This window comes from Chitinilyticum aquatile DSM 21506, from assembly GCF_000430805.1.
GTDB classification, from domain to species: Bacteria; Pseudomonadota; Gammaproteobacteria; order Burkholderiales; family Chitinibacteraceae; genus Chitinilyticum; species Chitinilyticum aquatile.
This window is the reverse complement of the sequence record NZ_AUMS01000004.1, coordinates 406,731-423,809: the sequence shown is the minus strand read 5'-3', so window position 1 is coordinate 423,809 and position 17,079 is coordinate 406,731. Positions and strand designations below refer to the sequence as shown.

At 61.0% G+C, this 17,079-nt stretch carries 15 protein-coding genes; 13 read left to right on the top strand and 2 right to left on the bottom strand.

Annotated features, from left to right (window positions below):
* The 11 genes from ftsW to H559_RS22560 all read left to right on the top strand — a co-directional run bounded on the left by ftsW (nucleotide 1) and on the right by H559_RS22560 (nucleotide 12,819).
* A complete protein-coding gene (gene ftsW / locus H559_RS0104820) occupies nucleotides 1-1,188 on the top strand; it encodes a putative lipid II flippase FtsW (RefSeq protein ID WP_081412876.1) in 1,188 nt (395 codons plus the stop codon).
* A 110-nt stretch (nucleotides 1,189-1,298) separates the two neighbouring features.
* A complete protein-coding gene (murG, locus tag H559_RS0104815; protein ID WP_028451760.1) occupies nucleotides 1,299-2,375 on the top strand; it encodes an undecaprenyldiphospho-muramoylpentapeptide beta-N-acetylglucosaminyltransferase in 1,077 nt (358 codons plus the stop codon).
* Complete coding sequence (gene murC / locus H559_RS0104810; RefSeq protein WP_028451759.1) at nucleotides 2,376-3,785, top strand: UDP-N-acetylmuramate--L-alanine ligase; 1,410 nt, start codon at nucleotides 2,376-2,378, stop codon at nucleotides 3,783-3,785.
* A 3-nt stretch (nucleotides 3,786-3,788) separates the two neighbouring features.
* Nucleotides 3,789-4,700: a D-alanine--D-alanine ligase gene (locus tag H559_RS0104805; protein WP_028451758.1), complete on the top strand. Its 912-nt coding sequence runs from the start codon at nucleotides 3,789-3,791 to the stop codon at nucleotides 4,698-4,700.
* Between the two features lie 170 nt (nucleotides 4,701-4,870).
* Nucleotides 4,871-5,632: a cell division protein FtsQ/DivIB gene (locus H559_RS0104800; protein WP_028451757.1), complete on the top strand. Its 762-nt coding sequence runs from the start codon at nucleotides 4,871-4,873 to the stop codon at nucleotides 5,630-5,632.
* An 83-nt stretch (nucleotides 5,633-5,715) separates the two neighbouring features.
* On the top strand, nucleotides 5,716-6,948 hold the full coding sequence (gene ftsA / locus H559_RS0104795) for a cell division protein FtsA (protein ID WP_028451756.1): 1,233 nt from the start codon (nucleotides 5,716-5,718) through the stop codon (nucleotides 6,946-6,948).
* Nucleotides 6,949-7,007: 59 nt separating this feature from the next.
* A complete protein-coding gene (gene ftsZ, locus H559_RS0104790) occupies nucleotides 7,008-8,189 on the top strand; it encodes a cell division protein FtsZ (protein ID WP_034639668.1) in 1,182 nt (393 codons plus the stop codon).
* A 441-nt stretch (nucleotides 8,190-8,630) separates the two neighbouring features.
* Nucleotides 8,631-9,545: a UDP-3-O-acyl-N-acetylglucosamine deacetylase gene (lpxC, locus tag H559_RS0104785; RefSeq protein WP_028451754.1), complete on the top strand. Its 915-nt coding sequence runs from the start codon at nucleotides 8,631-8,633 to the stop codon at nucleotides 9,543-9,545.
* A gap of 2 nt (nucleotides 9,546-9,547) precedes the next feature.
* On the top strand, nucleotides 9,548-10,270 hold the full coding sequence (locus tag H559_RS0104780; protein ID WP_028451753.1) for a 16S rRNA (uracil(1498)-N(3))-methyltransferase: 723 nt from the start codon (nucleotides 9,548-9,550) through the stop codon (nucleotides 10,268-10,270).
* A 94-nt stretch (nucleotides 10,271-10,364) separates the two neighbouring features.
* Complete coding sequence (msbA, locus tag H559_RS0104775) at nucleotides 10,365-12,119, top strand: lipid A export permease/ATP-binding protein MsbA (protein WP_028451752.1); 1,755 nt, start codon at nucleotides 10,365-10,367, stop codon at nucleotides 12,117-12,119.
* Nucleotides 12,120-12,291: 172 nt separating this feature from the next.
* A complete protein-coding gene (locus H559_RS22560; protein ID WP_155845295.1) occupies nucleotides 12,292-12,819 on the top strand; it encodes a hypothetical protein in 528 nt (175 codons plus the stop codon).
* A gap of 88 nt (nucleotides 12,820-12,907) precedes the next feature.
* On the opposite strand, the gene H559_RS0104765 is transcribed toward H559_RS22560, so the two are convergent.
* A complete protein-coding gene (locus H559_RS0104765) occupies nucleotides 12,908-13,273 on the bottom strand; it encodes a hypothetical protein (protein WP_028451750.1) in 366 nt (121 codons plus the stop codon).
* A gap of 16 nt (nucleotides 13,274-13,289) precedes the next feature.
* On the bottom strand, nucleotides 13,290-14,030 hold the full coding sequence (locus H559_RS0104760) for a glycosyltransferase family 2 protein (protein ID WP_028451749.1): 741 nt from the start codon (nucleotides 14,028-14,030) through the stop codon (nucleotides 13,290-13,292).
* Between the two features lie 289 nt (nucleotides 14,031-14,319).
* Between H559_RS0104760 and H559_RS0104755 the strand changes: the two genes are divergently transcribed.
* Nucleotides 14,320-15,756 carry a M16 family metallopeptidase gene (locus H559_RS0104755; protein WP_028451748.1) on the top strand — a complete coding sequence of 479 codons (1,437 nt, stop codon included), beginning with the start codon at nucleotides 14,320-14,322 and terminating at the stop codon, nucleotides 15,754-15,756.
* Nucleotides 15,746-17,074 (top strand): M16 family metallopeptidase, encoded by a 1,329-nt coding sequence (locus H559_RS0104750; RefSeq protein WP_028451747.1) that lies wholly within the window; start codon nucleotides 15,746-15,748, stop codon nucleotides 17,072-17,074. Before H559_RS0104755 ends, H559_RS0104750 begins: the two co-directional genes overlap by 11 nt.
* Nucleotides 17,075-17,079: the final 5 nt, after the last annotated feature.

The window sequence follows — 17,079 nt, the reverse complement described above, 5'->3', positions numbered from 1 at the left end:
ATGAAGCAGATCTTCTATCAGGCGATGAAGCGGCTGAAACCCACCATGAGCGCTTATGATCCGGCGCTGCTGTGGTGCGTGCTGCTGCTGCTGTCGATCGGCCTGGTGATGGTCTATTCGGCCTCGATTGCAATGGCCGAAGTCGACAAGGATACCGGCTTCAAGGCCACGTATTTCCTGACCCGCCACAGCATGTTCCTTGTGGTCGGGCTGGCGGCCGGCATGTTCGGCTTCAGCATTGCGACCAGACACTGGCAGGATTACGCACCGATGCTGTTCCTGTTCGGCATCCTGCTGCTGGTACTGGTGCTGATTCCGGGCGTCGGACGCGAAGTCAACGGTTCGCGGCGCTGGCTGTCGCTGGCCGTGATCAATTTGCAGCCATCCGAACTGATGAAGTTCTTTGTCGTGCTGTACGCCGCCGACTATGCCGTGCGCAAGGCACACAGCATGACCGGCAAGTTCATCGACAGCATTACCAAGGTACTGCTGCCCATGGGGCTGGTCATGGCCCTCGTCGGCGCCCTGCTGCTGCTCGAGCCCGACATGGGGGCGTTTGTCGTCATCACGGCGATTGCCATGGGCCTGCTCTTCATCGGCGGTTACAACTGGCAGCTGTTTGCCGGTCTGGTGGTGCTGCTCGGCGGCGCATTTGCCGCGCTCATCATGTCTTCCGAATACCGCCGCGCACGCGTGCTCGGCTTCATGAATCCGTGGGAAGACCCGTTCGGCAAGGGCTACCAGCTGTCGCATTCGCTGATTGCCTTCGGTCGCGGTGAGTGGACCGGTGTCGGGCTGGGTGCCAGCGTGGAAAAACTCTCCTATCTGCCCGAGGCGCACACCGACTTCCTGATGGCCATCATTGCCGAGGAATTCGGTTTTGTCGGGGTAACGGTGGTCGTGCTGCTGTTCACTTTCCTCGTATTCCGGGCATTCCGCATCGGCCTGCAGGCCGCCAAGCTGGAACGCCACTGGCAGGCGCTGGCCGCACAGGGCATCGGCATCTGGATCGGCGTGCAGTCGATCATCAATATCGGCGTGAACATGGGCCTGCTGCCGACCAAGGGGCTGACCCTGCCGCTGCTCTCGTTTGGTGGTTCCGGCATTGTGGCCAATCTGCTGGCGCTGGGCGTGCTGCTGCGCATCGATTATGAAAACCGCCAGATGATCAAGGGGTACAGCCTGTGAGCTCATCCGTTCTGATCATTCCTTTAATCGCACTGATAACACTGATTGTCGCGATATATAGTCGGCGCAGTGCCCGCACACAAAAGGCCGAAACAAGCGTGTCGCCCCAGATTGGACAAGCAGGTCGCCGGACCATTCTCGTGATGGCAGGCGGTACTGGCGGCCACATCTTTCCGGCACTGGCAGTCGCACAGGCCGTCGAAGCCCGCGGCTGGAAGGTCGTGTGGCTGGGTGCCGCCGGCGCGATGGAAACCCGCGTCGTTCCGCAGTACGGCATTCCGCTGGAAACGCTTGCCATCACCGGTGTGCGCGGCAAGGGCCTGCTGAAAAAACTGGCGCAGCCCTGGGTACAGCTGAAAGCGCTGTTCGGTGCCTTGCGCGTGATTTTCCGCCATCGCCCGGACGTGGCGATCGGCTTCGGCGGCTTTACCGGCTTCCCCGGCGGGCTGGCGATGCGCCTCCTGTGGCTGCCGCTGGTGATTCACGAACAGAACTCGGTCGCCGGCCTGACCAACAAGACGCTGGCAAGAATCGCCAGCCGCGTGCTGTTTGCCTTCCCGTCGGCCTTCCCGGGGCGCGACGGTTGTGTCGGTAATCCGGTGCGTGAGGAAATCACCACCGTGCCGGCCCCTGAAGCCCGCTTTGCCGGCCGCAGCGGCCCCTTGCGCGTGCTGGTCGTTGGCGGCTCGCTCGGCGCACAGGTGTTCAACGAAGAAGTTCCGAAGGCACTCGCCCTGCTGAGCACGGAGGCTCGCCCGCTGGTCACGCATCAGGCCGGTGAAAAACACATCGAGAGCCTGCGCGCCAACTATGCCGCTGCCGGCGTTGCCGCCGAATGCGTGCCCTTCATCAAGGACATGGCCAGTGCTTATGCGGAAGCCGATCTGGTGATCTGCCGCGCCGGCGCCCTCACGGTTTCCGAGCTGGCCTGCGTTGGCGCTGCCAGCGTGCTGGTGCCTTTTCCACATGCGGTTGATGATCATCAGACGGGTAATGCCCGTCATCTCAGCGACAACAAGGGCGGTGAGCTGATACCCCAGAATGTATTTAACGCAGACCGACTGGCAGGCCTGCTGCAGAACCTGAATCGCGACCAGTGTCTGGCGCAGGCGATTGCCGCGCGGAAACTGGCCAAACCCGACGCCACCGCCAGCGTGGTGGCCGTCATTGAAGAACTGGCGCAGTAAATGAAACATAAAGTCCATCACATCCATTTCGTGGGCATCGGAGGCGTCGGCATGAGCGGCATCGCCGAAGTGCTGCTGAACCTCGGCTACACCATCAGCGGCTCGGATCTCGGCAGCAACGCCACGACCCAGCGCCTGCAGGCAGCCGGAGCCACCGTGCATCTGGGGCACGCGGCTGAATACATGCAAGGCGCCGACGTGGTGGTGATATCCAGCGCGGTAAAGGATGACAATCCGGAAGTCGTCGCCGCACGCGAAAAGAAAATCCCGGTCGTGCCGCGCGCGATGATGCTGGCCGAGCTGATGCGCCTGAAGCAGGGCATCGCCATTGCCGGCACACATGGCAAGACCACCACCACCAGCCTGACCGCGTCGATTCTGGAAGCCGCCGGGTTCGATCCGACCTTCGTGATCGGCGGCAAGCTGCACGCGGCTGGCAGCAATGCCCGGCTGGGCAGCGGTGATTTTCTGGTGGCCGAAGCCGACGAGAGTGATGCGTCCTTCCTGTTGCTCAGCCCGGTGATTTCGGTCGTCACGAATATCGACCAGGATCACATGGACACCTACGGGCATGATTTCGAGAAACTGAAGCAGGCCTTCGTCGATTTCCTGCACCATCTGCCCTTCTACGGGCGTGCCGTGCTGTGCATCGACGATCCGCACGTGCGCGCCATCCTGCCGCGTGTCACCAGCCCGGTGACGACCTATGGCGTCAGCGACGACGCCATGCTGCGCGCCGAGAACATCCGTGCCGTCGGCGGCCAGATGCATTTCGATGCCGTGTGGGAAAACGGCGAAACCCGCCGCATTCCGGTGGTGCTGAATACCCCGGGACACCACAACGTACTGAACACGCTGGCCGCAATTGGCGTGGCACTGGAAGTCGGCGCCGACGAGGCCGCCATCCAGGAGGCGCTGGCCGAATTCGCCGGCGTGGGCCGCCGCTTCCAGCGCTACGGCGAAGTGAACTTGCCAGCGGCAGCAGACGGCAGCAGTCGCGGCAGCATCACGGTGGTCGATGACTATGGTCACCACCCGGTGGAAATGGCCGCGACACTGGCTGCCGCCCGTGGCGCGTTCCCGGGCCGGCGGCTGGTGCTGGCGTTCCAGCCGCATCGCTACACGCGCACCCGTGACTGCTTCGAGGATTTCGTGAAGGTGCTCTCGACCGTCGATGGCCTGATTCTCGCCGAGGTCTATGCCGCCGGCGAAGCACCGATCGTGGCCGCCGACGGCCGGGCGCTGGCCCGCGCGGTACGGGTTGCCGGCCGCGTCGAACCGATTTTTGTCGAAAGCATCGCCGATCTGCCGGAAACCATCTTGGCCAGCGCGCAGGACGGCGATGTGATCATGACCATGGGCGCCGGGTCGATTGGCGGCGTACCGGCAAAACTGATAGTGAAGAACTGAGCGATGACTACAAACAACTACGGCAAGGTCGCCGTGATCATGGGTGGCAATTCGGCAGAGCGCGAAGTCTCGCTGATGAGCGGTGGTGGCGTGCTGGCCGCACTGCAAAGCCGCGGCGTCAATGCACATGCCTTCGACCCTGCCGAGAAACCGCTGGCGGCATTGCTGGACGAAGGCTTTGACCGCGCCTTCCTGATCCTGCACGGCCGTGGCGGCGAAGACGGCACCATCCAGGGCGCGCTGGAATTCCTCGGCATTCCCTACACCGGCTGCGGCGTAATGGCCTCGGCGATTGCCATGGACAAGTGGCGCACCAAGCTGCTGTGGGAAGCTGCCGGTCTGCCGGTGCCCGAATACCGCATCGTTGAGAGTGCCGACGAACTGGTGCGCGCCGCTGACGAACTCGGCCTGCCGCTCTTCGTGAAGCCTGCCAGCGAGGGATCGAGTGTCGGCGTGGTGAAGCTGAAATCACTGGACGAATGCCAGGCAGCCTGGGCCGAAGCCTCGAAGCACGATGCCATCGTGCTGGCCGAACGCAATATCGCCGGTGGCGAGTTCACCTGCGCCGTGCTGGACGGCAAGGCGCTAGCATCGGTGCGCATCATTCCGGCAACCGAGTTCTATGACTACGACGCCAAGTACCTGCGTGACGATACCGAATACCGCTGCCCGGCGGGCCTGTCGGACGCCGACGAAGCACTGGCCCGCCAGCTTTCCGAGAAAGCCTATAGGGTACTGGGTGCTTCGGGCTGGGCGCGCATCGACTTTCTGACCGACACCGATGGCACCATTTACCTGCTCGAAGCAAACACCGCTCCGGGCATGACCAGCCACAGCCTGTTCCCGATGGCAGCCCGCGAAGCAGGGCTGAGCTACGAGGATCTGGTGCTGAAGGTGCTGGACACCACGCTGTAGGAGAGCAGAAAACGTGTTCGAAGCTTTTTTCCCCTTGATGTGCGTAGCGAGCCGGCTCCAGGCAAGGAGTCCGCAGCGCAGCCACCGGAACGTACATGCGGTACGTGAGGATGGCGAGCAGCGCGCGACGCAGTCTGGGGGCGGCGCAGTAGCGCAGCAAGGGGAAAAACATGTGGGATAAGCCGCAACTGCTGCTCTGGCTGGCCAATTTGCTCACCGCATTGGCGCTGCTGCTGCTGTTCTACTCGCTGCTGTTCCTCACGGTGCATTCACCGCTGTTTCCGGTCAAGCGCATCAAGGTGGATGGCAATCTGGAGCACATCACGCGCGAGCAATTGCAGTACATCGTGAAGAACGAAGTGAAGGGCACCTTCTTCACGCTGGATCTGGACAAAACGCGGCAGGCATTCGAGAAGCTGCCGTGGGTAAGAAAAGTGGAAGTACGCCGGCGCTGGCCGGACAAGCTGGAAGTGAATATCGAGGAACACCGCGCCATTGCACGCTGGGGAGCCGCGGGGCTGGTGAATGTCCACGGCGAGCGCTTCGACGCGGCATCCGGCGAAGAACTGCCGGTACTGGAAGGGCCGGAAGGCACGGAAAAGGAAATGGTCGACGGGCTGGTCGCTCTGACGGCAGCGCTGCAACCGATAGGCAGAAAACCGACGCATGTCTGGCTGTCCGACCGCCGCGCCTGGCGCATGCAACTGGACAAACAGCTGATTGTCGAAATCGGCCGCGACAGCGCCCGCGAACGGGTAGCGCGTTTTGTAAACGCCTACTCGCACTCGCTGGCCCGTCTGCAGCAGCCGTTCGAGTATGTGGATTTGCGGTATCCGAACGGTTTTGCCGTGCGCTTGCCGGATTACAGGCCCGAGGCCGCCAATGCATCGGCACCGGTGGCAAGACCCAAGCCGGTACGTGCATCGGCCTGAGTGGCTGAATTTTGAATAATTCTATATAAAGCAATTAATTAACCGGGAAACTTAAAGTACTGGTTTAGGTAAAGAGGTTTTCAGTGACTAGAGACGCAAAAAATCTCATCGTCGGCCTGGATATCGGCACATCGAAAGTGGTGGCGGTAGTGGCCGAAATCACCGATGAAGGCGCCCTGAATGTGGTGGGCCTGGGTTCGGCTGCGTCCAGGGGACTCAAGCGCGGCGTCGTCGTCGACATCGAGAAAACGGTGTCCGCCATCCAGTCGGCGCTGGGTGAAGCCGAGCTGATGGCCGACTGCAAGATCCGCGAAGTCTTCACCGGCATTGCCGGCAGCCACATCAAGGGCATCAATTCGCACGGCATGGTCGCCATCAAGGATCGCGAGGTGACGCAGGCCGACATCGACCGCGTGATCGAAACCGCCAGCGCGGTGAACATTCCCACCGACCATCAGGTGCTGCACATCCTGCCGCAGGAATACGTGATCGACGGCCAGGAAGACGTGAAAGAGCCGCTGGGCATGTCCGGCGTGCGCCTTGAAGTGCGCGTGCACATCGTCTCGGGAGCAGTCTCGTCGGTGCAGAACATCACCAAGTGCATCCGCCGCTGCGGGCTCGAAATTGCCGAGGTCGTACTCCAGCCGCTCGCCAGTGCCCATGCGGTGCTCACTGAAGACGAGAAGGAACTCGGTGTGTGTCTGGTCGACATCGGTGGCGGTACCACCGACATGGCCGTATTCATCAACGGTGCAATCCGCCACACGGCGGTGATTCCGATTGCCGGCGACCAGGTCACCAATGACATCGCCATGGCGCTGCGCACGCCGACCGGAGAAGCCGAAAGCATCAAGATGCAGCATGGCGTCGCCCTGCGCCACATGACCGACCCGTCGGCCATGATCGAAGTGCCGGGCGTGGGTGAGCGCGGTGCACGCCAGATGAGCCGCCATACGCTCGCTGAAGTGGTCGAGCCCCGCGTTGAAGAGCTTTACAGCATGGTGCTGCAGGAACTGCGCCGCTCCGGCTTTGCCGAGCGCCTCTCCAGCGGCGTCGTCATTACCGGTGGCGCGGCACTGATGCCGGGCATGGTCGAACTCGGTGAAGAGATTTTCCACATGCCGGTCCGTCTGGGTTTGCCGAAGTATGTCGGCGGCCTGGCCGAGGTGGTGAAGAACCCGCGTTATTCGACAGCAGTCGGCTTACTGCTGCTGGCACGCGAACAGATGATGAAAAACCCGATGGGACGCGGCAAGGACGCTGGCATCGGCGATATTTTTGGTCGCATGAAGTCGTGGTTTAAAGACAATTTTTAGGCAATCAGATTTCTGATTAATTCAGCTTGGCGGTAAAATCGGGTCAGAGGAGAAACAAAATGGCATTGACCATCGAAGTACAAGAATCAGTTCATAACGTGAACATCAAGGTAATCGGCGTGGGTGGCGCCGGTTGCAACGCGATCAATAACATGATCGAACACAATCTGCGCGGCGTGCAGTTCATTGCTGCCAACACCGACGCCCAGGTACTGGGCCAGTCGCAAGCCGATGACGTGCTGCAGCTGGGTCAGGCCGTAACCCGCGGTTTCGGTGCCGGCTGCAAGCCGGAAATGGGCCGCCAGGCAGCCGAGGAAGACCGCGAGCGCCTGGCCGAGCTGATCGACGGCGCCGACCTGCTGTTCATCACGGCCGGCATGGGCGGCGGCACCGGTACCGGCGCAGCACCTGTCATTGCCCAGATCGCCCGCGAAAAGGGCATCATGTCCGTCGGCGTGGTCTGCAAACCGGGCACCGATGAAGGCGTACGCCAGAAAATCGCCCAGGCCGGCATCGACGAACTTTCGCGCTACGTTGATTCGCTGATCATCGTTTCCAACGCCAAGCTCGAAGAAGTGCTGGGCGAAGACGTGACCATCGACGAAGCCTTCCGCGCCGCCGACAACGTGCTGCGTGATGCCGTCGCTTCCATCGTCGAAATCATCCATTACCCGGGCCTGATCAACGTCGACTTTGCCGACGTGCAGACCGTGATGCGCGAAGTCGGCATGGCCATGATGGGCTCCGCCCGCGCCGCTGGTGAAGACCGTGCCGAGCGTGCCACCGAGGCCGCCATCCACAGCCCGCTGCTGGACAACATCAGCTTCAAGGGTGCCCGCGGCGTACTGGTCAACTTCTCCGGCAGCCGCACCTCGCTGAAGAAGGCTGAAATCAGTCGTGCGATGAAAATCATCCACGAGCAGGTTTCCGAAGATGCCATCGTCAAGCATGGTCTGGTCTACGACGACAGCCTGGGTGATGAAATCCGCGTGACGCTGATCGCCACCGGTCTGGGCGGCAAGGAAGCCGTCAAGCCGCAGTTGTCCGTCGTCAGCACTCCGGCTCTGAAAACCGGCACCGACAACGCCGTGATCAACCCGGAAGACTTCGATACCCCGGCGATCTGGCGCAACAACCGTCGCGGCTCAGAAGCGGGTGCCAGCACAGGCCGTACCCCGGTCAGCGTGGGCAGCAATGTCGATATGGACATTCCGGCCTTCCTGCGCCGCCAGGCCGACTAAGGGCCGCAGACAGAATCCTGCTGGCCTGCGTTGTGCTCACCGGCCGTACACCACCCTGTACGGCCAGCAGCTCGCGCGCCTTGCCAGCACCGTTGCACCGGATTCTGTCAGCAGCTCCAGTAGCAAGCAGTACCCGCCAGCATCAGCAAACCCGCCAGCACCCTGACCCGGGCTGGCGGGCTTTTGCGTCTGTACTCGCCGGTAAAAGCGGGGGTCCCGCCGGCAGCAAGCGCCGGGCAGGGCCCTGCGCAAATCGGCATCTGCAAAATCAGTGTCTAGGTTTTTCTTTTCGTGCTTTTTCCCGGTTTCGCCGTGAAAACCCGGACTACAGGCGGTTTTTAGCTCCCTGATTAAGCGCAGCCAATCATCCCGATTGCCCGAATCAATACAGCCGGTGAAATCCCGCTGCTAGAATGCGGCTGTCGCTTACGAGTTTCCGCCATGTTCCAGCAACGCACCCTGAAAACCCCCATCCGCGCGACCGGCGTCGGCCTGCATTCCGGCGTCAAGACGACGCTGACGCTCAAGCCGGCCCCGATCGATTCCGGCATCCGCTTTCATCGGGTCGATCTGGCCGGCACCGAACCGTTTCGCGTGCACCCCGATCAGGTCAACGACACGCGCATGTCGTCCACGCTGGTCGTCAATGATGTGCGGGTCGGAACCATCGAGCACCTGATGTCGGCCTTTGCCGGGCTGGGGCTGGACAATGTGCTCGTCGAAGTCGACGCGCAGGAAATGCCGATCATGGATGGCTCGGCGGCCCCCTTCATCTACCTGATCCAGAGTGCGGGTGTACTCGACCAGCCGGCGGCCAAGCGTTTCGTGCGCGTGAAAAAGCCGCTCGAAGTGCACGACGGCGACAAATGGGTGAAGCTCGAGCCGCACGACGGCTACAAGGTGCAGCTCACCATCGATTTCCAGCACCCGGCCTTCAAGAAATCCAGCCAGACCGTGGCCTTCGATTTCGCCAACACCAATTACATCGACGCAATTGCGCGCGCGCGCACCTTCGGCTTCATTCACGAGGTCGAATACCTGCGCGCCAACGGACTGGCCCGCGGCGGCAATATGGACAATGTCGTCGTGATCGACGAATACCGCGTCATCAACGAAGGCGGCCTGCGCTTCGAGGATGAATTCGTGCGCCACAAGATTCTCGACGCCATTGGCGACCTTTACATCCTCGGCCACCCGCTGATTGCCAGTTTTTCCGGGTTCAAGTCCGGCCACGCGCTCAACAACAAGCTGCTGCGCGCCATGCTCGCCGATCCGGATTCGTATGAATTTGTCACGTTTACGCGCCGCGAAGACGTGCCGTCCAGCTTCCACGACCTGCCACCGCTCGATATCTGACCATGCCGCGTTTCCATCTGCCCCAGCCGCTTGTTGCCGGCTCCGAATTCGATCTGCCGGAAGCCCAGTCCCGCCATGTGCAGGTCTTGCGCATGCAGCCAGGCGAAGCCATCACGCTCTTCAATGGTGAAGGCGGCGAGCACACTGCGGTGATTACCGCGATGGGCAAGCGCAGCGTCTCGGTGCGCGTGGCCAGCTTTGACGCCACCACGCGCGAATCGCCGCTGCATCTCACGCTGGTGCAGAGCATCACGGCGGCGGACCGCATGGATTACACGATCCAGAAGGCTACCGAACTCGGCGTAAATGTCATCCAGCCGATCACCAGTCAGTACTGCCAGCAGCGCCTGAGTGGCGAGCGTGCCGAGAAACGCATCGCCCACTGGGAAGGCGTTGCCGCCGCTGCTGCTGAACAGTGCGGCCGCACCCGTGTTCCGCAGATTCTTCCCATCATCAGCCTTGAACAATGGCTGGCGCGCCCCTGCGCTGCTGAGTTGAAACTGCTGCTGTGCCCGACCGGTGCCGTGAGCTGGGACAGCCTGCCAGCCAGCGCCGCCAGCGCCGTGATGCTGGTTGGCCCCGAAGGGGGGTTTAGCCGGCAAGAAGACGAATCTGCTGGGCTACAGGGCTATACCCCTGTTGTGCTTGGCCCGCGCCTTTTCCGTGCCGAAACGGTTACGCCGGTGGTGGCCGGGCTCTTGCAGGCGCGCTACGGCGATTTCTGATGCCAGCGCCGCAAGTCGGTGAGGCGGCAAGGACATTTGCCGCATGCTCCCGGCCCGCATTTCGGCGATAATGCGCGGCTCGAAGGGAGTCAACATGAACAGCAGGCAGCTCTATTTCCGCGTACTGGGTGAAATCAAACCCTACTGGCCGATCATCCTCTTCAATATGGTTTGCCTTGGCCTGGCGGCGGCCGTTGACGCCGGCATGACGCTGCTGCTCAAACCGCTGATCGACCAGAACCTGAAAGCCGATTCGCTCGCCCACACTGCCGCCTGGGTCGTGCCCGCGCAGATTTTCGGGCTGGCCATCCTGCGCATGCTGACGAATTTCGGCAACGAATACACCAGCAACTGGCTCGGCACCCGTGTCGTTGCCGACCTGCGCGACAAGATGTTCGCGCGCATGATCAACATGCCGGTGCGCTTTTTCGACCAGAGCTCGGTCGGCGTACTGATTTCGCGCATCACCAACGATGTGAACCAGATCATGCAGGCCAGCATCCAGGTGATGACCGTCTTCGTACGCGACATCCTCTCGGTGTGTTTCTACCTCGGCGTGATGCTCTACCAGGACTGGCGCCTCACCTTGCTGTGCATCGGCCTGATTCCGGGCGTAGCACTGAGCATCCGGCTGGTGGGTAAACGCCAGCGCCGGCTCGCGCGCGAATCGCAAAGCCAGGTCGGCATCATCACCAGCACGCTCGACGAAGCCTTCTCCGGCCAGCGCGTGGTGAAAATCTTCGGCGGACAGGCATATGAAAAAGGCCGCTTCGGCGCGGTGAACAACAGGCTGCGCCTGGTGAATGTGAAGCAGACCGCCACCTCCAGCCTGAATTCCAGCCTGATGATGATGATGATCGGCACCACGCTCGCCATCGTCATCTACTTCGCCACACTGCAGGCACAGGCCGGCCACCTCACGGCTGGCGGATTTGTGGCCTTCATTGTTGCCATGATGGCGATGCAGGCGCCGATCAAGAGCATCACCAAGATGAACGAACAGCTCAACAAGGGGCTGGCTTCCGCTGAATCGGTGTATCACGTGCTCGACCAGGAAGCCGAGCGCGACACCGGGACGCGCACCATCGAGCGCGCACGCGGCGACATCCGCATCGAGAACCTGCGTTTCCATTACGGTGACGAAAACAGCACGGATGAGAAAAGATGGGCGCTCGATGGCGTCAGTCTCGACATTCCGGCGGGCCAGACTGTCGCGCTCGTCGGCTCGTCCGGCTCCGGCAAGACCACGCTCGCCAACCTGATGCCGCGCTTCTACGAGCCGGTCGAAGGGCGCATCCTGCTCGATGGCGTTGCCCTGGCCGATTACCAGCTCGGCAATCTGCGCAGCCAGATCGCACTGGTCAGCCAGGACGTGGTGCTGTTCAACGATTCGGTCAGCGCCAACATCGCCTATGGCGACGCCAGGCCGGACATGGAGCGCATCCGCGCTGCCGCCGACGCGGCCTTCGCCACCGAATTCATCGAACAGATGGCGCAGGGCTTTGATACCGAGCTGGGCGAAAACGGCGTGCGACTCTCTGGCGGCCAGCGCCAGCGCCTCGCCATCGCCCGCGCCATCTACAAGAATGCGCCGATCCTGATTCTGGACGAAGCCACCTCGGCGCTCGACACCGAATCGGAACGCAAGGTGCAGGCCGCGCTGGAAAACCTGATGAAAAATCGCACCACGCTGGTCATCGCCCACCGGCTGTCGACCATCGAAAACGCTGACCGCATCGTCGTGATGCGCCACGGCAAGATCGTCGAAACCGGCCGCCACGCCGAACTGCTGGCACAAGGCGGGCTGTACGCGCAGATGCATGCGGTGCAGTTCAGCGACGCGGGATAAATAGCAGTGGGTATTGGCCTGTAGCCATTTAATGTAAAGGGTTGCAGAGCAATACCCATTAATAACCGGGCGAATGTTTTGCATCCGTGCCTTGCGGTGAGCATCGATACGCGGGTCGAAACGACCCGCCAGACCATCACAAATTTAGATGCTGTTGGACAGGTAGCTTGGGTTGAGCGCAGCGAAGCCCAACGTGGTTGCGGAACGATGTTGGGCTTCATTTCATTCAGCCCAACCTACGCGCGGTGAAATCGATACGCGAATCGGGAATACCCAACCAAGGCTTGGGCTGGGTCCACTTTCAAATTTCAACGTCAATGGAAAGAACATATTCCCGCATCAGGCAAGGCCGAAATCCTGTATAAACTTGCCAAGACGTAAATTCACTCTAGGAAATGCGATGTCAGAACCAACAGTCGAAGAAGCGCTCTACACTCTCCATCTAGTAACAGGACTGGAAATAAATAAAGACATTGATGGCTTGAAACAAATGAAAAGCACAAGCATTGATGGAAAAATATACACATCGGAGTGGTTCATCATCAGAGATGTCATTACCTCAGCGACTGAGTCATTCAAAGCCTTCGACATAGTCATGAAGCAATTCCGCGTCTACAGACCAAACAGCGATGAATGGTGTGTAATTGACCATGTCTTACTCCAATCTGCCATCGAAAATGGATATACAATCCAAATTTGATTAGCCCGAGTAGAGACGATTAGCCCAGCGTAATCGTCCGGATGTGCCATGTGTATGAATACGCTTCGCTATTCGTACCAACCGCTGTTTACGACCGACTCGCTGATGCATAGCGCTTCAGCACTTCAAGGCGCATGCTTGACCCACGAGCCAGTAGCGTTTGTTGGCCCGACTCATCAACAGCCCAAAGCTCGGAAAACTGGTCTGAATGCCAATCCAATGGAAGAAAACAGCGACGCATTTCCTGTGCACTGCGCACTTCAAGATTGTCCAAGTCCAAAATACTGTTAACGCCAAGCCATTCGCCATCTTCGATACACAGTTGGCATTCGACAGGAGTCATGATTTCCTGATTGTCGTCATATGCCATTTGACGGAAAAACACGACGCTCAACGTGGAACCAGTCTTCTGAATCCCAGTGATTCGGGCTGGATTAAAATCGATAATTGTCATTCAGTCATCGCCAGTTTCAACGCTGCATCTTCAAAAACCGGTAATACACCGTCTCGGCATTGAAGATCGCCACCATCAGCCCCGCTTTGCCATCGAGAAAGCCCAGCCGCAGGAAGTAGGTGCGTAAAAACGCCCACAGCCCGCGCGTTACTGCCTTACCGACGCTGGCGGTTTCGCCGCGGGCGAGGCGCTGCTGCGCGCCGAGGCTGGAGTAGTGTTCGAGTTTGCGCAGCACGTCGCTGTAGCTTTCATACGAATAATGCAGCAGTTCACCCTTGAGCCGTGCCGCCTTCCCGTTAAAACGCAGGCTCTCATGCACCAGATCGTCGGAAAAGCGCGCGCTGCCACGCTTGAACAGCCGTGCAATCCAGTCGGGATACCAGCCTGAGTGGTGCATCCAGTGGCCGCAGAAGCTCGACAGGCGGTTGAGCTCGTAGACTTCGGCCTGCGGCGCGGTGATGGCGGCGACAATGCTGGCAGCCAGCTCCGGCGGTACCACCTCGTCGGCATCGATGAAGAAAATCCAGTCGGTTTCCAGCAGGTTGACCGCGCGGTTTTTCTGGATGCCGAACCCCGGCCAATCGCTGCTGTGGTGGATTCTCACGCCGTGCCGGCCGGCAATCGCCAGCGTGTCGTCGGTGCTGCCGGAATCCAGCAGCACGATTTCGTCAGCGAAGGTGAGCGAAGCCAGGCATTCGTCGAGCCGCAAGGCGGCATTCTTGGTGATGAGCGCAACGCCCAGCGTGGGTCTGGTCATGGTGGGGCGACAGGATTCCGGTTGGCAGGCGGGTATGATCGCGATTTGCGGCCACGGGCACAAGCAGGTCACGGCAGCAGGCCGGCTGACCGATTGCTCCGACAGCGGCCTGCTGTGCGAGCTTCTTTTTATACACCTCATGGTATGTATTTCTTGCCCAATGACAATAAAGGGTACGACCATATACTGCCAGAATCTGCCCCACAGCCAGCTGTTTGCCGCCACCCCTTGTGCTCCGGCCGCCACGGTTCTGGCACAATGTCATTCAATACTTCAGCCAGGATTTTCCATGTCCGTCTTTTCATTTGCACGCCGCCTGCGCCTGCCGCTGGCCGGCTGCCTGCTCGGCCTGCTGCTGGGCCATGCGGCACCGCTGCAGGCTGCCGAGATCAAGATACAGGGCGGTGAGCCCTCCGCCATGCCGGATTTTCCGCACCCGCTGCTCGCCAGCGAGCGCTACACGCTGCCGAACGGGCTGGCGGTCGTGCTGCACCCGGACCACCGTGCCGCGCGCGTGGAAACGCAGGTGTGGTACCGGGTCGGCTCGCTCGACGAGCCGCTCGGCCAGACCGGCATCGCCCACGCGCTGGAGCACATGATGTTCCGCGGCACCAAAAACCTCCCCGGCGACGGCTTCGCGAAACGCGTGCACGAGCTGGGCGGCAGCGAGAACGCCTACACCACCAGCGACAACACCTATTACTACATCCAGCTGCCCGCACGTTACCTGAAGGAAGCGCTGGCGCTGGAAGCCGACCGCATGCGCAATCTCGATCTGAAGGATGCCGATTTCAAGACCGAGATCGAGGTCATCAAGGAAGAGCGCCGGCTGCGCTACGACAATAATCCGGTCATGCTGATGAACGAGCAGCTGGACAAGCTGACCTTCGGCAACACTCGCCCGGGCATCGCCGTGATCGGGAGCATGGCCGATCTGGAAAGCCTGCAGCCGCAGCAGCTGCGTGACTGGTACCAGCAATGGTATGTACCGGGCAACGCCACGCTGGTCATCGCCGGCGATTTCGACCCGGCGCAGGCACGTGCGCTGGTGCAGCAGCATTTCGGTGCCATTCCCGCCAGGGCCGCACCGGCACGGCCGGATGTGGCGCCTGCGCTGGCAGCGGAGAAGGACGAGCCGCGCCGGGTCGTGGTCAAGGCACCGTCCTACAACAGCTATGTGAGTTTCCGCTGGTCGCTGCCCGGAGAACTGCCGGCTGATGACATCGCTGCACTGCAGGTGCTTGCGCGCATGCTCAATGGCGAATACCAGACCACCTCGCTGGCTGAAGCCAGCAGCGCACTGAGCAGTGATTTCAGCTGGCTGGGGCGCGAAGCCCCCAGCTTCAGCCTGATCGCGGCCAAATCGGCCGACCGCAGCCTGAGCACGCTGGAAGGCGCGATGCACAAGCAGGCGCGCCTGCTGCAGGGCGCGGGGCTGTATCGCGAAACGCTGGAACGCGCACAGCGTCGTGTACTGACCGAGCAGATTTTCCAGTATGACGCGCTCAGCAACAAAACCATGCACCTCGGCCTGCTCTACAGCATGGGGGAAACGCCGGAAAGCTGGGTTGCCAATCTGCAGCGCACGCAGGCGGTCAAGCTGAAAGACCTGGAACGGGTTGCCGAGCGCTACCTGATCGACAAATACCTGACCATCGCCGTGCTGGACGCCCTGCCACCCGAAAAGAACCAGCCGGTCAATGTGGAGATGAACCATGGCCGCTAAACACGTCGTCCGCCTGCTTTCCGGTCTTGCCGTACTGGTGCTGCTAGCCGCCGGTCCGGCACAGGCCTTTCCGAAAATCGAAAACTGGGTCACCGCACAGGGCACCGAAGTCTATTTCGTTCCTCGCCACGAACTGCCCGTCATCGACCTCCGGCTGGACTTCGACGCCGGCGAGAGCCGAAGCCCGGCCGGCAAGGCCGGCATGGCGACCATGGTTGTTTCCGCCATCCTCGACAAGGAGCTGGAAGCTTACGAGCTGGAACGCCCCTATCAGCAGATTGCCAATTCGGGCAACCACATTGGAATGAGTGCCGGTCGTGATCGCGCCAGCATTTCGCTGCGCATGATCAGCCGCAGCGGCAATTACAACGCCATTGTCGGGGTGCTCGCCCGCCAGCTCAGTGAAGCGCGCTTCCCCGCTCGGTCAACCGATTACCGCCGCGACTGGCAAAAAGAGCAGGCGCCCAGGGAAGCAGCAAAAGCCCGCGCCGATGTCCGCATCGACCAGCTCGTGTATGGCAAGCACCCCTACGCCAACCTCGACCTGCGCGATGAAGACAGCCTGGATGCAGTCGGTGAAATGGGCATGCGCAGCTTTCACCGCGAGTACTACCGCCCCGGCAACCTCACGCTGACCGTTGTGGGTGACGTGGATCGTGCCCAGGTCGAGAAAATGGTCGAAGAACTCACCCGCTACCTGCCCAGGGGCGAGCCTGCGGCGCCGTTGCCCAAATTCACGCCGCCAGAGCTGCCGCTGGAACAGCGCACGGTTCACATTTCGCGTGCCGGCAGCCAGACCAAATTCATCGTGGCCTACCCGCTGACGATTTCGAACAGCTCACCCGATTATCCGGCGCTGCTACTGGGCAATTACATCCTTGGCGGCAGTGGCCAGCGCGCGCGGCTGATGAAAACCATCCGCCAGCAAGCCGGGCTGACCTACGGCATCTCCAGCAGCATGGTGCTGGCACGCGATGGCGGCTCACTGCAGATCACGGCCCGAACCCGCAACGATCAGAAGCAGGAAATGGCCAAGCAACTTGCCGCCGAGTTGCTGCGCTATGAGAACGGTCCTTCTGAAGACGAGCTGAAGGAAGGCAAATCCTTCTTCCTGCTGGAAATGGAGCAATGGGGGGCCACCAACCAGGAGCTGCTCGATCTGGTCAGCTCGCTCGGCTACAAGAAGCTGCCGCTGGATTATTACGACCGCCTGCGCGAGTCGATTGCCAAACTGGACGTAAAAACCATCAGCGAAGCCTGGAAACGCCACATCCGCAGCGAGGACATGATCATCATCACCGAAGGCCCGGAGCAGTAAGGCCG

What these genes read in the sequence shown, in the direction of transcription:
- ftsW (WP_081412876.1), top strand. Translation starts at nt 1, where the DNA reads ATGAAGCAGATCTTCTATCAGGCGATGAAGCGGCTGAAACCCACCATG.
- murC (WP_028451759.1), top strand. Translation starts at nt 2,376, where the DNA reads ATGAAACATAAAGTCCATCACATCCATTTCGTGGGCATCGGAGGCGTC.
- H559_RS0104805 (WP_028451758.1), top strand. Translation starts at nt 3,789, where the DNA reads ATGACTACAAACAACTACGGCAAGGTCGCCGTGATCATGGGTGGCAAT.
- H559_RS0104800 (WP_028451757.1), top strand. Translation starts at nt 4,871, where the DNA reads ATGTGGGATAAGCCGCAACTGCTGCTCTGGCTGGCCAATTTGCTCACC.
- ftsZ (WP_034639668.1), top strand. Translation starts at nt 7,008, where the DNA reads ATGGCATTGACCATCGAAGTACAAGAATCAGTTCATAACGTGAACATC.
- lpxC (WP_028451754.1), top strand. Translation starts at nt 8,631, where the DNA reads ATGTTCCAGCAACGCACCCTGAAAACCCCCATCCGCGCGACCGGCGTC.
- H559_RS0104780 (WP_028451753.1), top strand. Translation starts at nt 9,548, where the DNA reads ATGCCGCGTTTCCATCTGCCCCAGCCGCTTGTTGCCGGCTCCGAATTC.
- msbA (WP_028451752.1), top strand. Translation starts at nt 10,365, where the DNA reads ATGAACAGCAGGCAGCTCTATTTCCGCGTACTGGGTGAAATCAAACCC.
- H559_RS0104765 (WP_028451750.1), bottom strand. Translation starts at nt 13,273, where the DNA reads ATGACAATTATCGATTTTAATCCAGCCCGAATCACTGGGATTCAGAAG.
- H559_RS0104760 (WP_028451749.1), bottom strand. Translation starts at nt 14,030, where the DNA reads ATGACCAGACCCACGCTGGGCGTTGCGCTCATCACCAAGAATGCCGCC.
- H559_RS0104755 (WP_028451748.1), top strand. Translation starts at nt 14,320, where the DNA reads ATGTCCGTCTTTTCATTTGCACGCCGCCTGCGCCTGCCGCTGGCCGGC.
- H559_RS0104750 (WP_028451747.1), top strand. Translation starts at nt 15,746, where the DNA reads ATGGCCGCTAAACACGTCGTCCGCCTGCTTTCCGGTCTTGCCGTACTG.